Origin of the sequence: Burkholderia sp. Ed8, assembly GCF_040761425.1 — a bacterium.
Lineage (GTDB): Bacteria > Pseudomonadota > Gammaproteobacteria > Burkholderiales > Burkholderiaceae > Burkholderia > Burkholderia seminalis.
The window spans coordinates 2,549,378-2,564,133 of record NZ_CP142886.1 but is presented as its reverse complement, the minus strand read 5'-3'; the positions used below and the strand labels follow the sequence as shown (position 1 = coordinate 2,564,133).

12 protein-coding genes are annotated in these 14,756 nt (G+C 58.9%); 7 read left to right on the top strand and 5 right to left on the bottom strand.

All coding sequences use genetic code 11. The annotated features are described in order from the left end of the window. Positions 1-21: 21 nt before the first annotated feature. The 4 genes from VXM69_RS25710 to VXM69_RS25695 all read left to right on the top strand — a co-directional run bounded on the left by VXM69_RS25710 (position 22) and on the right by VXM69_RS25695 (position 4,964). Positions 22-615 carry a recombinase family protein gene (locus VXM69_RS25710; protein WP_212105136.1) on the top strand — a complete coding sequence of 198 codons (594 nt, stop codon included), beginning with the start codon at positions 22-24 and terminating at the stop codon, positions 613-615. A 139-nt stretch (positions 616-754) separates the two neighbouring features. Continuing rightward, a complete protein-coding gene (locus tag VXM69_RS25705) occupies positions 755-2,755 on the top strand; it encodes an ATP-binding protein (protein WP_367189442.1) in 2,001 nt (666 codons plus the stop codon). Between the two features lie 32 nt (positions 2,756-2,787). Further along, positions 2,788-3,813, top strand: a complete 1,026-nt coding sequence (locus VXM69_RS25700) for a DUF4365 domain-containing protein (RefSeq protein WP_367189441.1) — start codon at positions 2,788-2,790, stop codon at positions 3,811-3,813. Between the two features lie 380 nt (positions 3,814-4,193). Further along, positions 4,194-4,964: a DUF6710 family protein gene (locus VXM69_RS25695; protein ID WP_367189440.1), complete on the top strand. Its 771-nt coding sequence runs from the start codon at positions 4,194-4,196 to the stop codon at positions 4,962-4,964. 83 nt (positions 4,965-5,047) lie between these two features. On the opposite strand, the gene VXM69_RS25690 is transcribed toward VXM69_RS25695, so the two are convergent. From VXM69_RS25690 to VXM69_RS25670, 5 genes are all read right to left on the bottom strand, one after another. Then, a complete protein-coding gene (locus VXM69_RS25690; protein WP_367189439.1) occupies positions 5,048-6,763 on the bottom strand; it encodes a DUF927 domain-containing protein in 1,716 nt (571 codons plus the stop codon). Between the two features lie 87 nt (positions 6,764-6,850). Then, on the bottom strand, positions 6,851-8,026 hold the full coding sequence (locus VXM69_RS25685) for a phage/plasmid replication protein (protein ID WP_367189438.1): 1,176 nt from the start codon (positions 8,024-8,026) through the stop codon (positions 6,851-6,853). Between the two features lie 251 nt (positions 8,027-8,277). Continuing rightward, complete coding sequence (locus tag VXM69_RS25680; RefSeq protein WP_367189437.1) at positions 8,278-8,487, bottom strand: helix-turn-helix transcriptional regulator; 210 nt, start codon at positions 8,485-8,487, stop codon at positions 8,278-8,280. Positions 8,488-8,734: 247 nt separating this feature from the next. After that, positions 8,735-9,517, bottom strand: coding sequence for a hypothetical protein (locus VXM69_RS25675; protein WP_367189436.1), 783 nt, complete (start codon positions 9,515-9,517; stop codon positions 8,735-8,737). Positions 9,518-9,751: 234 nt separating this feature from the next. Then, the gene (locus VXM69_RS25670) at positions 9,752-10,969 is read right to left on the bottom strand and encodes a tyrosine-type recombinase/integrase (protein ID WP_367189435.1); all 1,218 of its coding nucleotides are present in this window, start codon (positions 10,967-10,969) and stop codon (positions 9,752-9,754) included. An 813-nt stretch (positions 10,970-11,782) separates the two neighbouring features. Between VXM69_RS25670 and VXM69_RS25665 the strand changes: the two genes are divergently transcribed. From VXM69_RS25665 to VXM69_RS25655, 3 genes are all read left to right on the top strand, one after another. Then, positions 11,783-12,817, top strand: coding sequence for a substrate-binding domain-containing protein (locus VXM69_RS25665; RefSeq protein WP_367189434.1), 1,035 nt, complete (start codon positions 11,783-11,785; stop codon positions 12,815-12,817). 63 nt (positions 12,818-12,880) lie between these two features. Then, complete coding sequence (locus tag VXM69_RS25660; protein WP_059560605.1) at positions 12,881-13,909, top strand: ABC transporter substrate-binding protein; 1,029 nt, start codon at positions 12,881-12,883, stop codon at positions 13,907-13,909. 17 nt (positions 13,910-13,926) lie between these two features. Next, positions 13,927-14,751 (top strand): ABC transporter permease, encoded by an 825-nt coding sequence (locus VXM69_RS25655; RefSeq protein WP_034186592.1) that lies wholly within the window; start codon positions 13,927-13,929, stop codon positions 14,749-14,751. Positions 14,752-14,756 lie beyond the last annotated feature (5 nt).

Sequence of the window (14,756 nt, the reverse complement as noted above, 5' to 3'; positions counted from 1 at the left end):
TAAACGATCCACCTAAATATCATGCGCAAACTCTACTACGGGCGAATTTCCACCACGGACGGCCAGTCATCCGCGAGCCAGTACGAGGACGCCAGAGCCCACGGCGTGCAGGACAAGGACGTTTTCATTGACGAGGGCGTGAGCGGCTATCACGTGGCTCCTGACGCACGGGAACAGTGGGGCAGAGCCGAACACGATCTGCGTCACGGAGGCATTCTCATCGTGCGCTGGCTGGACCGGATCAGCCGCCGCTACGACGAGCTACACGCGACCATGCGCCGACTCATGCAACTGGGCGTGCGTGTCGAATGCACCCTCAACGGGATGGTGTTCGATGGGAAAGCAAAGGACCCCATCGAGAAAGCAACGCGCGACGCGATCCTTGCATTCATGGCCGCGCAGGGCGAAGCCGACTACCTGAACCGCGCCGAGATGCAGCGTCGGGGCATCGCAATTGCCAAGGCCGATGGAAAGTACAAGGGGCGAGCGCGGTCGAACGACTACGCAGCGATCAAGGAGTGGCGCGCTGAGAACGGCGCGAGCATTCGAGGGACGGCAGAGCACTTCGGGGTCGGCACTGCGACGGTCAAGCGAGCGTGCGCGGACGGCAATTGAACATGACGGGATGCCCCGCTCCGTCAAGTTTCCGACATGCAAGCCGGTCGGTGCAAATGCTCAAGCGTGCATTAGAATCGAGATTCCGTGACGAGGTGACTCGTACCAGTGCGACAAAAAATACAGAACGAGGGATGCCATGCTTACCAACATCCGGGGACTTGTCGATAGACTCGATTTAGCGCCGTCGCGCGGTCTCATGCCGCTCTTTGAGGCGGTATCGAACGCGATGGACGCTATCGAGGATAAGCATGGCAGCTCTGCAGCCGGTTCAATTAAAATCAAGCTGCTCCCGTCCGACGACCTTGCTCAGAAAGGCGGTGACGACACGCTGATTACGGACGGCTTCGACGTAGTTGATGATGGCGTCGGGTTCAATGAACTCAACATCGCTTCTTTCGGAGAGGCATACACACTCTCGAAGGTTAAGCTCGGCGGCAAGGGCGTCGGCAGGTTCACCTTCCTCAAGGTCTTCAACCATTGCGAAATACGTAGCGTCTACGAGCGCGACGGCAAGCATTTCGCACGCAACTTCAGTTTCTCGATCACAGAAGAGCTTAATGGGGCGGACAAGGTCACCCCGACCAGCGCTCCGACTGGCACGACGGTTCGTGTGCGCGGTTTAGCAGACCGATACCGCGCGGCGTGGCCGACCGATCCCGCGATACTTGCCGCACATATCGTTGCACATTTTCTCATTCGCTTTGCTGCGCGCTCTTGCCCCCGCATGACGCTTGAAGCTCCCAGGCACGAACCAATTGACCTCCATAAGCTTTTCCAGTCCACCGTGCAGCCGCACATCGAAGATCGTTTCTTTGACGTGCATGGACACACGTTCGCGCTCCAAGCATTCCGACACCGTGACGGTCGCTCGCGTCACGACTATCACTTGTGCGCGAACGGCCGCGACGTGATGACGTACAAGTTGCGCGATCTGCTCCCCGAACTTCCGGAGCGACTGGTGGACGACGCGCAGGAAGCCTACACACTGATAGTGCTTGTGACGGGGGAGTATCTCGACGACCACGCCAATCAGGAACGTACAAAGATTGCATTTCAATCCGAGGAAGAGCCCGAACTTGAGGAAACCCGGGTTTCGCGTCAGGCGCTTAACAAAGGACTTGCGGCAGCGCTACGGTCTGTCCTTGCCGCCGATCTCAAGGTTACCAACGAGGAGAAGATCGCTCAAATCGGTCGCTTCGTTGAGCGAGCACCTGAGTACCGAGTTCTCACTCATGAAAAATATCGTCCGATCCTTGAGCAGCGAGTGCAGCCTGGCCTCAAGGATGAACAACTTGACGAAGCCCTGCTTCATATTCGCCGCGAAATTGAAGACAGTATTCGGGTCGAGGAGCGCCATGTCGCGGCGCTTATCGAAAAGGAATCGTTTGATGCGTATCAGGAGCGCATCAAAGGCCTGATGGAAGAAATGAATGATGTTGGCAAAGCTAAACTGGCCGACTATGTTGCGCATCGGCGCACAATCCTGGACTTGGTTGATCAAAGCCTTAAGCGAGTACAAAACGACGAGAAGTACCCCTTCGAGAAGGTATTGCACAAAATGATCTTCCCAATGGGCGTTTCGTCAAAAGACATCTTTCTCGACCAGCAAAATCTTTGGCTCATTGACGAACGTCTGTGCTTTCATACGCTGTTGACTTCCGACAAGAAACTGAACAAGGTGCCCGGCCTAGGCCAGACGTCCGGGAAGGAGCCAGATATATTTGCGTTCTTCTACGACACCCCCATTGGAGTTGCTGAACCAGACAATCTGCCCAGTGGCGGAGTCGTAGTCGTCGAGTTCAAACGGCCAGGCCGGGACAACTATGACAAAGACCCTGCCGACCAAATCATCCAGCGTTTCGTAGAGATCGACCAAGGCGGGGTTAAGGACATCGACGGCCGACCGATAAATCCCAAACGCTTGAGATATACGGGTTACCTCATAGCCGATTTGACCCCGACGCTGCAACGGCAGGTCGCTATGCGTTACCACAGGACCGCTGACAACGAAGGGTACTTCTACACCCTGCCCGGTGGGAATGGCTCGATCGAGATCATCTCGTACGATAAGCTACTTCGAGATGCCAAACGACGGAATAGAGTACTCTTCGACAAGCTTGGCCTGCACAAGCACTGAAATATCGCCAGTGGCGCGTTCGCTACCGCGCAATGGAAGCGAGCAGCGATGCAACGTTATTCGAACTCTTTACATACCTCCCTATGGACTCTAACCTTCCTACTTCCGACGAAAATAATCAAACGGGCCGCCTAGGTGTAAGCCAGCTTCAGGTCATCTTCGAGAAAGAGGGTTGGATTTTTCGACGTCAAGCCGGGGACGACGATTTTGGCATTGACGGCGAAATCGAAATTGTTGAACGCAACAAGGTCACCGGGCGCATCGCGAAATGTCAGGTCAAATCTAGCAAGATGATCACGTTTAAGGATGGCGAGTCGTCAGTGTCCGTCAAAACTTCGACGTACAACCTATGGAAAGCGACCCCAACTATTACAATTTTGTTCCACGTTGACACCTCCTCTGGAACCGCTTACTGGACCCCTGCGCTGGCACATCACCCTAGACCGGGAGCATCTTCATTTTCCGTTAAATTCGATGAATCGAATGACCTTCGGCACGGTCTCTCACCCCTTCGTGCTTACCTCGATTCTTGGTTCACAGCTCGCGCCGGTGATGCAATGTTGCGAGAGATTCCTCCGTTCCATGCCATGTACGAAAGGCTCAAATCCGATGTTGACCACTACGATGCATGGTCTGAACTAGCAGAAGCAGAGGACGGAGATTTTCGCCTTTTCTATCGTCATGCCCTTCGTTTGCGCCTCGAAGTCGGCCTCTCGAACGACGAACTTCCGTCGCTTGATGACTGGTACATGCGCAACTCGGGTTTATGGAACGGTGATTCCTTGCTGTTCTGGGGAACCTTCAGCGAAGCGATGAAGTTGATCGGTCAAGCTTATCAGGAGGCATTGAGCAAGGTCGTCGAACGAGTCAAAAGCACAGAACTAACCGTCGAAAACCAAGACCTCTGGAATTTTGCCGGGCGTATAACGACCGCCCGGCACATTCAGCAGGTAATGGTGGATCACCGTGAATCGGACCCAAAGTTTCACGCAGCCATCGAGGCCAAGCTTAAAGCAATCGGCGCACTCAAGTTTTCATTTCAAGCGCGCAAATCGTGATATGCCAGCGCGAATATGCTGCGGCATGTCACTCGCCGGTTGACATGTCATCAATAGGGCAAACGTCCGGAGTACCACTCGCGCGCCCGCAGAAGCAAGGACCTTCGAAAAGCTATACACCTAAGCGCCACAACCAAGCGCTCATCGTGCTCCCACAGCGACGCTGCGACGTTCTGTTCGCCATGCTGCGCGACGGCCCCATTTACCAACCCGAGTCAGCCTCTAACGCTTGACGAAACACATAGGGGCACCCCTCGCGACAACTGACATAAGGGTAGATGCAGTCCAGTTGATCGATAATCGAGGCGCCTGTGCCATCGCAGCGACGGCGCCTCCATCAAGTTCGGGGCCTCATAGGGACAAAGAAAGAAGGAACAACGATGTCGGGAAATCTGGGCGATTTGAAGGTGGTGGACCCACAAACCATTGGAATGAGCCTCTTGGAACGCTGGCGTTTCAAAATACTTCGGCAACTCAGGCCCCGTAAGCGCATAAAGCGCAAAACGCCCTTCGAAAATATTATCGACATGGCCCATGCTGTCGCAGATAAAAATCCGGACGCGCTATACGATCTTGTCAAATTGATTCTCCGACCAATTCAGGCTGAGGCAATGCTTGGTGTCGCGGAGAATGCCGAGCATGAGGCACCGGCTGACATTGAAGGCCCGACATTTTTCTTCACCGACAATAATTTTCGAACCGGTGAACTTTACGAGCGCGAGCTACCCAATGAGCAGTTTCGCATACGGCTGTCGACAGACGTTGTGCTCCCTTGGCCGTGGAATCGTCAGCGCATTGCAAATACGCTCTCATCAATCGGCACCGGCAAAGCGGCAGGTCCATGGGAACAGGATTTCAACAACCACTGTGTGTTGCTCTGGCTGCCGTGGGGCATTGCGTTTGTCGCAGGCGGCAATCATTCACTGACAGCGGGAATTGTGTCAGGTGAAGGTGAGCTGGTACCGGAAGCCGTCTATGACATGTCCGCCATGTTGGACAGGGTCCACTGTGATGGACGGCACTATCATGAGGTTGCGACTGGCCGCAGAATCGCTCCAGTCAGCAATCCACGCATTGCTGCCGTATTTGAAATCGGCCGCCTCATGATGGCGCATGGCGTAGTACCGAACCGTCTCCGCAGCCAGTCGTGAACACGTTCATATACAGGTTGATCGTCTCCGAAGACCTCATGCTGATCGCCATCGAAGCCTCCGTTCCGTCATTTAGTTCAAGGCTACGTAGATTTGCAGATTTGTAGATCGGAGGCCGCAGCATCATACTGCGGCCTAATCGCGCCTACTCTACAAAAAATTGCATCCTTATGCAACGCATACGTGCTTGGCTTCACGTTGGGATGATTGGGCACGACGAACTGATTCGTTGGCCTGCCTTCTAACCCGAGGATCAGCAGCCCCTTGCGAACCAGAGCATTCTTTGCCGCCTTCTTGCCGTACTTCTCGTTGATCTTACGCAAGGCATCGGGGAGCAGCAGCACCAGATCGATGCCCTTTGCTGTATGCGTGAACCCGATCTGCGTGTCGCGATCGGCATCGCAAAACGCCGAGTACGGCGGCAAGCGATTCCGGTGTTTCAACACGAGGTCGCGTACTGCCTCTGCAATTTCGTCTTCCGGCGCATGCGTGTCCGCGCGATATTGCCGCAACCAGTCGGCGAAACAGGAGCACATGGCGGAGGCGACGTCCCCCGTTGTAACGCCAACCGCGCCCGCATCGATAGCAACGAAGCCCGCAATGGCTGCAAACGCGAAGTGCTCAAGCACGCGCTCCTGAACACCGTCTGCAGCATCGACGTTGCAGCCCTCGCTAATGGCCTCCTTCAGACCGGCATAGTAGTCTTCGCGCCTTTGACGAACCGCCGGAATGTTCGCAGCCACGTACTGGCCGAACGACCGCCATGCGACCCCATGTACTTCACGCAGTTTCGACCGAACCACTGCCGAGAACGCCGCGCCGTTCCTTTCACCGTGCAGGTTGTCGAACGCACCGTGCTCGCTTCTGATCGGTAGCGTAACGAAGCGTGCGAGTTGACCAGCCACAACTTGCTCGCCGCTACGACGAATACGCTCAGCCGGGCTTTCTTCGCCCGCCGAGATAATCACGGTTGACAACTGAGCCTGGTCCGCAAGACCGCCGTTCGTCTTCGCGCGCAGTCTGCCGCTTCCGTTCGTCAAACGATACATCGACTGCCCGAAAGACGCGATATCTGACTGGCCCAGTTCGTCAATGATGAGCGGCAAGTCCTTGTGCTGCGCCGCGTACGCTTCCAAACCGTTCGCGGTCGCTTCCCAGTTAGCAAGGAACTCCGGAGAACCAGTCAGTGCTTGCACGAGGCGCAGGATTGTCGATTTTCCAGTGCTGGAGCTGCCGACCAGATTCACGCAAACGCCGCTCTGACCGAACAGCTTCAGGAGCGCCGACGCGAAGGCGAAGCAAAGTGCGACGATCATGAGTGCATTGCCTCTGCACAGGGCTGTCACAGCGTTCCAGTCCGCGAGCGTACCCGCCGATACGCGCACGCTCGCCTGAACGCGGACTACGCGCTCGACACGATCGGAAAAACGTTCGTTGCCGAAAACGTAGCTCAGCTCTTGGCCGTGGTCGATCCATCCGTCGCGCTCTACACGCAGAATCGTCGTGCCGCCGCGGCAGGTGCGCAGGAAATCCGCGACGTGCTTCGGCGCATCGTTCGAGTGCAGATCGACACCGTGTTCGATCAGGTGACGCGCAAGCTGCATCGGGCTCAGGATCAAGGTGACCGGAATCTCGATCTCCTTCCAGGCGTCACCCGCGCCCTTGATTTCAACCAGGTACGCGGGGTGGCCGCCGTCCGCATTGACTACTTTGGCGATGTACCTCATTTCCGAGCACGGCAACTTCCACACGTCAGGGGGCACGTTGAGCGCCACACTTTCAACGTCAGTAAGGTTCATATTGTTTGGTGTTCCATTTGCGGCCCACGCTGCCTCGTGATAGCGCGGGCCGTAGTTGAAAATTGCGTCATGCCTGTTCGTGCAGTTCTACGCGATCCTAGACACACGCCCCTTTACGGGAGACGGCAATGCGCTTGCTTCACAGGGCAGCGGTGCGAACCGTGCATCGATCAACCGCGTCGGTGTCGGTTTGATACGCGAAGCGGTCAGCACTTTCGCCAGCGGCACAACTTTGGCGCGCGCGGGGGACTTCAGGTCGATCTTCTGCTTGCGGAACGTCGCGCGATGCCGAGCCATAGTGCGCTCGGAATACACCAGTTCCATCGGCGCGTTCAGCTTGTGCAGCGCGACGACGGGTCGAAGGCGATCCGGCACGCCATCGAAGTCGGCACGGGTCATCCCCGACGACACGACGTTGAGGACTGGGACGTTCCGGTAGTAGCGGTTGAAGATTTCCTTCGGCGCATCGCCACTCCATGCCTTAACATTCTGCAATCCGCGCTTCTTCAATTCCGCACTCCGCAAGCGAACTTCAATGCGCAGCAGACCATCGCACTCGTTGCACCGGGCTTCGAAAAACGTCTGCTCCCTGTCGCCCGTGCGCTTCGCTTTGGGGAGGTATTTACGGCGTACGTCTTCGCCCTTGTCGTAAAAGATAATGCTGTAGTAGCGGCTGTTCTGCGGCGTCCAGTAGACCGAGGTGAACGCCTTCCTCACCATGCAATCCTGTTCGATCAGTTGCCGGGCGATCTGACGCAAACACGTCTTCACGAAACGACCCGAGCCGAACTGCAGATTCACGGCCAGATCGACGCGGTGCAACGTCACATGCTCGTCGATCAGTTTCTGCATCGGCACGGCAAACGAAAACCCCAGCTTCTTCTTGAGATACGAGATCACCCACGCCAAACCCTTCGCGAGACGCTGCGAAGTGAACACGTTCTGGCCGAGGATAAACCCGAACAGTGAGCCCTCCACGCGCAACGTCTTGGTGATCGGGTTGTATCGAACCTGCAAGTTATGCATGCCGTACTTGCCGGTTACCGGCAAGCGATTCGTGCTGTTGAAAAGGACCTCGCCATCGGCGTTGCTAACCAAGCAGCGTGTCTGATTGGACACGTCCCACTCGATGCCGCTAACCGTGAACTCGACCGTATCGACGTTCACGCAGTCAGCCGGTCGGAACGCCATGCCGATCTGCGCGAGCGTCTTGGTAGTCGCTTTCAGGGGTGGACTGACAAATTGACTCGGACGAGTTTTCATCAGGCATGCACCTGCTGCAACACAACCTGCGGTTGCGTATTAGCACCGAGGCCGACGCGGGACGATCCGTCGTGTGGCGGTCCTACACCACGCTTGGTGTTGGAGAGAGGCATAGCAACTCCTTATATTAAATAGGAAGCCTATACATTTACAATTGATGTCGTAATGGGTATATAGAGTATGTAATTACACGACAGCGGAAAGACGAGAGCGGGCAACACCTTTTGCCGCTCTCTCTGCCAGACTGTCAGTTACGTACGCAGGCTGATCTTCGCGTGCATCCACGCCGCGACTTCAGCCTCGATCCACGCAACCGACTTTGCACCGATCGGGACCGGCTTCGGGAACTCGTTCTTGGCGATAGCGGCGTAGAGCGACGAACGGGACAGCCCCGTGCGGTTCTCGACCACCTTGCGGCGGAGGAACACGACCAGTGCGCTTGCCTTCCCGTCTACCGGCAAGTTGAAACTCCCTACCGCCGACGGACCACCTTGGTGACTCTTTGCGTACATCTCAAATCTCCCATGTATGTGCAGTGAAATCCTGCATGAACATAAGACCATGACGACGCAGATGCTGTAAGGAGCAGTATTGGAAGATGACTCGTGCAACATGGTTCACGAGTCGGGTGGGACTCGTGAGCCCTCCCACAGCGGACAAGCCAACGTGGGAGACGAAAAGACGTTGTATCGGTTCGAGTGCAGAAAGCTACAGCTCGGCAGCTTCGCCAACCCTGACATGGCGGCTGGCATTCTCTATCTGCCCGGCGAGTACCATTTCAAGGTAGGTATGCTGAGTGCATTTCTCTGCCGTTCGGAAAGCGTTCTTGAACTTGGCACGGAGTTCGTCGCGTTCCAGCCTCTTCGCGACGGCAGGAAATAGATTTCGATAAATTTCCGGCTGCGACCATGCGTCGCCTTGAGATCGCGCCTCGGCTGACTGCGCGTGACGCTTGGCGTCCAGCATACGAAGCCAACGAATTCGCTCGCCTACCGTGCCGATCCTAGCTTTGTTTCTCGGTAGCCCGGTATTTTGCAAACGAGCAAGCATGCGCGCGTGCTCTTTCAGAGTCTTCTCTGCCATCAGAAGCTGTGCCGTAAGGGCGTTACTGCTATACAGCGCGGCCTCGGGGTTGAAGCGGATGAGAACTTCCCCCTGACGTATCGATACGTCCTCGCAATAAATTCCTCGCTGCCGTTCCGTGCAACGCCATATCCCTATGACATTGAACGCGGGCTTCGCGCCGACCTGATAAGGTTCGTCGCAATGCTTGAACTTCTTCAGGTGAAATTGACGCGCGATGCGCGTTCGCGTCGAAAGTTCTTCACCCGGTGTCCGAGCCGGCGTACGACAAGCCGCAATAAATTCCTCGTTGCGGCACAAAAATTCCCATGCCCATCGATGAAGAGGCCATTTTTCATAACCCTTATAGGCGGATTCCTCGTGGCCGCTGGGAAGCTGCCGTCTTTTCGGCGGTTGGTCTGGTGCCATAGATCGTGCCCATATGAAAGCGGTGCTCTTTACCGCACACCAATAAGAAGACGTCGATGTGACCGCTCCGCACCTGTTGCGCCAATGAGGATATGCGCAGGAAATCGTCAAGCGCCAACAATCAGATGAGCAGCCGCGACATGTCCGCGATCGGATACCGATGCACTTTCACGGTATTGCCGGCACGCTCGCCGTCGAGTACTGGCTTGCGGAACAACTTGCGCTGAAACAGCGTTATCCCAATGCGGCATCAATCGGAATTGTCTGCGCACCGTCCTTCAATTGCTCCAAGTAGTCCGCCCATTGTTGCATCATTGCACGACGCTCTCGGAGAAACTTGGTCCGGTTGTAGGCGGAACCCAGGTTATCTGATACAACGTGGGCAAGCTGATGCTCGATGACTTCCGGTTTCTGCTCCAGTTCCTCATGCAGAATCGTGCGAGCCATCGCCCGGAATCCGTGGCCCGTAATTTCGGTGCGTGTGTCGTAGCCAAGCCGGCGCAACGCCGCATTGATTGCCGCATCACTCATCGGACGGTCCTTTGTTCGCGCACCCGGAAACACAAAACGCCATGTCCCTGTTAGCGCGTGCAATTCCCGCAAGATTGCGACGGCTTGGGTGGCAAGTGGCACCAAATGCTCGGTCCTTGTCTTAGTCACGAGATAACGCCATTCACCTTTATCTAGATCGAACTGTGACCACTCGGCCTGCCGCAACTCGCCGGGCCGTACGAACAACATGGGCGCAAGTCTGAGCGCGCATTGCACCGGGAATGTACCGGAGAACCCGTCAAACGCCCGAAGCATTTCCCCAACTTTGGCCGGTTCAGTAATCGCCGCAAAATGAGTTGTCTGCGCAGGCGGTATTGCATCTACCAAATCGCGGGCGGGATCGGTTTTGCAGTAACCTTCCTTGATGCCGTAACGAAAAACGCGGCTGATTTCGCTACGAACCCGGTGGGCAGTAAACCGTGCCCCGCGACCGTCGATCCGTTTCAGCACTGCGAGAATCTCTGGCGCATCAATCTCCGCTATCGGCCTTCGGCCGAGCCACGGAAATACGTCGCTCTTGAATCGTGCAAGCGTCTTCTCGTACTGACCGATCTCCACGACCGTTTTCCGCTCGTCCATCCATCCTTGCGCGACTACCTCGAAGGAGTTGCTCGCCGCAAGGCGAGCCGCTCGCTTCTCTACACGCTTCGCTTCGCCGGGATCGATTCCCACTGCCAGCTTTTTGCGGGCTGCATCCCTTTTTTCTCGCGCAACGGCCAGAGTCACATCTGGATAGACGCCGAGCGCCAACAATTTTTCCTTTCCGGCAAAGCGATATTTGAGTCGCCAGTAACGCTGCCCTACTGACGTAACAAGCAAGAATAAACCACCGCCATCGAACAGCTTCTGCGGCCGTGCCCCGGGCTTGGCATTCCGGATGGCTGTATCGGTTAGCGGCATAGGGGGTATCTCATGAAGAACGTGTGAAAATGGTAGCACACCCCCCCAAACATACCCCCAAATACCCCCGGATTTCAATCGCTCGAAGCGGAACAGCTTGGAAACAAAAAACCCGCCAAAGCTTGATTTTTGGCGGGTTTCAGGGCTTCCTCGGAATCAACTAGAACGTTTTTTGGTGCCGGGGACCGGACTCGAACCGGCAAGCCAGTTAAGGCGGCGGATTTTCGTCACACTGCTTCTTTCAAAGCCGACGTCGCGTAAGCGAAGCCGTTCGTGCGCTGGACTATGCCTTCACCGTCGCGCGCGGGCGTGACCGCTGCCCGTGCGCCTTAGGCGCCCCCCGTCTAGTCTCTACACCTTCCTCGCGGATGCCGCGAGGCTTGGCTCGGCGTTGCCTCGATGCGCGCATCAGGGGTTTCGCCGAATTTGAAGGGTTCTGCACCGACCGTTTCCGGCCGGGCACTCAATCGTTTAAGTCCGCTATGTTTACCAATTTCATCACCCCGGCAAGAGGGCGGACGCGATTCTACCATTGCTTGCGCATGCGTTCCCTTATTCTGCCGCACCGCATCGCGACACCGGCCGCCGTCGCGCGGAGGCACTCCCGCCCGCTCGCCGTCGCTACGACAGGGCCGCCGGTTTCGTCGCGCGCCGCGCCCTCCCCGCTACAATCGAGCCCGCGTCGTCCGACGGCCCCAACCGTCTGACGTTTGTATCGTGCTTTTTTGCGAAACAAGCGTCGCGTGCGTCATCGCGAAGTCACAAACGTTTTCGATAATTCCCTCGCCGAAAACGTTTACATCGCGTTATTTCATGACCTCGACCATCAAGGACGTCGCTGCCCTCGCGGGCTTCTCGATCGCCACCGTCTCGCGCGCGATCAACGCCCCGCATACCGTCAGCCCCGCCACGCTGCAGACGATCCGCACCGCGATCGATACGCTGCAGTTCCGCCCGAGCCCGCTCGGCCGGCAACTGCGCGGCGAACGCACGCGACTCGTCGGCGTCGTCGTGCCGACGCTGTCGAACCCCGTGTTCGCCGACTGCCTGCAAGGCATCGACGCGCTCGCGACCGCGGCCGGCTTCAAGCTGATCGTGATGACGACCGAGTACGACGCCGCGCGCGAACGCCATGCGATCGAGACGCTGCGCGAGCAGCGCGTCGAAGGGCTGATCCTCACCGTCGCCGACGCGGACACGCACCCGCTGCTCGACATGCTCGACATGCTCGACCGCGACGGCCCGCACTACGTGCTGATGCACAACGACACGCAACGCCGCCCGTCGGTGTCGGTCGACAACCGCCGTGCCGCCTACGACGGCGTGCGGCTGCTGATCGCGCGCGGCCACCGCCGCGTGCTGATGCTGGCCGGTTCGCTCGCCGCGTCGGATCGCGCGCGCCAGCGTCATCTCGGCTATGCGCAGGCCCTCCAGGAAAGTGGCATGGCCACGCTGCCGCCGGTCGAGGTCGACTTCAACGCACCCGAGCTGCCCGAAGCCGTGCTCGCGCATCTCACCGCGCACGCCACACGCCCGACCGCCCTCTTCTGCAGCAACGACCTGCTCGCGATGGTCGTAATGCGCGGCCTGCGCCGCGCCGGCTTCTCGATTCCCGACGACCTGTCGGTACTCGGCTTCGACGGGATCGCGATCGGCGAACTGCTCGCGCCGCCGCTCGCGAGCGTGGCGACGCCGAACCGCGACATCGGCCGTCACGCGTGGCGGCGTCTCGTCGAATGCATCGGCGGCGCGACGCTCGAGCGCACGTCGCTGATCCTGCCGCATGCGGTGCGCGACGGCGCGACGGTCGCACCGCCGTCCACCGATCTGCAATGGCGCCAGGCCTGAACGCAGGCCGCCCCCGACCACCCCACCACCCCAGCGCACCACCCACTCGCCCGGAGACCCACCGTGTCCTTTCGCCTGACCTCGCTGCTGCGCGCGCTTGCCGCGCCGCTCGCCCTTGCCGCGCTCGTCGCCGGCGCGCCCGCCGCCCACGCCGACGAAACGGCGATCTGCTACAACTGCCCGCCCGAATGGGCCGACTGGGCCGCGCAGATCGCGGCGATCAAGCAGAAGACCGGCATCCGCGTGCCGTTCGACAACAAGAATTCGGGCCAGTCGATCGCGCAGCTGATCGCCGAACAGAAGAGCCCGGTCGCCGACGTCGTCTACCTCGGCGTGTCGTCGGCCTTCCAGGCGAAGGACAAGGGCGTGATCGCGCCGTACAAGCCCGCGCACTGGAACGACATTCCCGCGAACCTGAAGGATCCGCAAGGCTACTGGTTCGCGATTCACTCGGGCACGCTCGGCTTCTTCGTGAACAAGGACGCGCTCGACGGCAAGCCGGTGCCGCGTTCGTGGGCCGATCTGCTGAAGCCCGAATACAAGGGCATGGTCGGTTATCTCGATCCGTCGAGCGCCTTCGTCGGTTATGCCGGCGCGGTCGCCGTCAACCAGGCGTTGGGCGGCAGCCTCGACAACTTCAAGCCGGCCCTCGACTGGTTCCGCAAGCTGAAGGCGAATGCGCCGATCGTGCCGAAACAGACTGCGTATGCACGCGTGCTGTCCGGCGAGATTCCGATCCTGCTCGACTACGACTTCGATGCGTATCGTGCGAAGTACAAGGACAGCGCGAACGTCGAGTTCGTGATTCCGAAGGAAGGCACGATCGCCGTGCCGTACGTGATGAGCCTCGTGAAGGGTGCGCCGCACGATGCGAACGGCAGGAAAGTGCTCGACTTCGTGCTGTCGGACGAAGGGCAGAAGCTGTGGGCCAACGCCTACCTGCGCCCGGTGCGCGCGCAGGCGCTCGGCGCCGACGTCGCCGCGAAGTTCCTGCCGGCGAGCGAGTATGCGCGTGCGAAATCGGTCGACTTCGGCAAGATGGCGGCCGGCCAGCAGGCGTTCGGCCAGCAGTACCTGCAGGTGATGCAGTAAGCGGCAGGACACAATCGATGCTCGACCTGACTTTTCCGCTGCGCTGGCGCGTCGCGCTCGTCGCGCCGGCGCTGGCGGTGTTCGCCGCGTTCTGGCTGCTGCCGATGGCGGCGCTCGTGCAGGTATCCGCCGACGGCGCGTTCCTGTCGCACTACGCGGCGCTGCTCGGCAATGCGCGTTACATGAAGAGCCTCGGCGAGACGGTCGCGCTGTCCGCGGGCGTCACGCTCGCGACGCTCGCGCTGTCGACGATCTCGGGCCTCCTGCTCGCGCGCCGCGAGTTCGCCGGCAAGCGCGTGCTGCTCGCGCTGCTCACGTTTCCGCTCGCGTTCCCGGGCGTCGTCGTCGGCTTCATGGTGATCATGCTCGCCGGCCGCCAGGGGCTGATCGGCATGCTGTCGGCAAAGCTCACCGGCGACAAATGGGTATTCGCGTACTCGGTCGCGGGCCTGTTCGTCGGCTACCTGTACTTCTCGATTCCGCGCGTGATCGTCACCGTGATCGCGGCCGCGTCGAAGCTCGATGCGTCGCTCGAGGAAGCCGCGCGTTCGCTCGGCGCGTCGCCGTGGCGCATCTTCGTCGACATCGTGCTGCCCGCGCTCGCGCCCGGGCTGATCGCGGCCGGCGCGATCTGCTTCGCGACCGCGATGGGCGCCTTCGGCACCGCCTTCACGCTCGCCACCGACCTGAACGTGCTGCCGATGACGATCTATACCGAATTCACGCTGAACGCGAACATCGCGACGGCGGCCGGCCTGTCGATCGTGCTCGGCATCGTCACCTGGGCCGTGCTCGCGCTCGCGCGCCGTTTCACCGGCCACACCGCCGCCGCCGCGGCCTGAGGATT

Coding starts and splice junctions, on each gene's coding strand:
- VXM69_RS25710 (WP_212105136.1), top strand. CDS start 22: ATGCGCAAACTCTACTACGGGCGAATTTCCACCACGGACGGCCAGTCA.
- VXM69_RS25705 (WP_367189442.1), top strand. CDS start 755: ATGCTTACCAACATCCGGGGACTTGTCGATAGACTCGATTTAGCGCCG.
- VXM69_RS25700 (WP_367189441.1), top strand. CDS start 2,788: ATGGAAGCGAGCAGCGATGCAACGTTATTCGAACTCTTTACATACCTC.
- VXM69_RS25695 (WP_367189440.1), top strand. CDS start 4,194: ATGTCGGGAAATCTGGGCGATTTGAAGGTGGTGGACCCACAAACCATT.
- VXM69_RS25690 (WP_367189439.1), bottom strand. CDS start 6,763: ATGAACCTTACTGACGTTGAAAGTGTGGCGCTCAACGTGCCCCCTGAC.
- VXM69_RS25685 (WP_367189438.1), bottom strand. CDS start 8,026: ATGAAAACTCGTCCGAGTCAATTTGTCAGTCCACCCCTGAAAGCGACT.
- VXM69_RS25675 (WP_367189436.1), bottom strand. CDS start 9,517: ATGGCACCAGACCAACCGCCGAAAAGACGGCAGCTTCCCAGCGGCCAC.
- VXM69_RS25670 (WP_367189435.1), bottom strand. CDS start 10,969: ATGCCGCTAACCGATACAGCCATCCGGAATGCCAAGCCCGGGGCACGG.
- VXM69_RS25665 (WP_367189434.1), top strand. CDS start 11,783: ATGACCTCGACCATCAAGGACGTCGCTGCCCTCGCGGGCTTCTCGATC.
- VXM69_RS25655 (WP_034186592.1), top strand. CDS start 13,927: ATGCTCGACCTGACTTTTCCGCTGCGCTGGCGCGTCGCGCTCGTCGCG.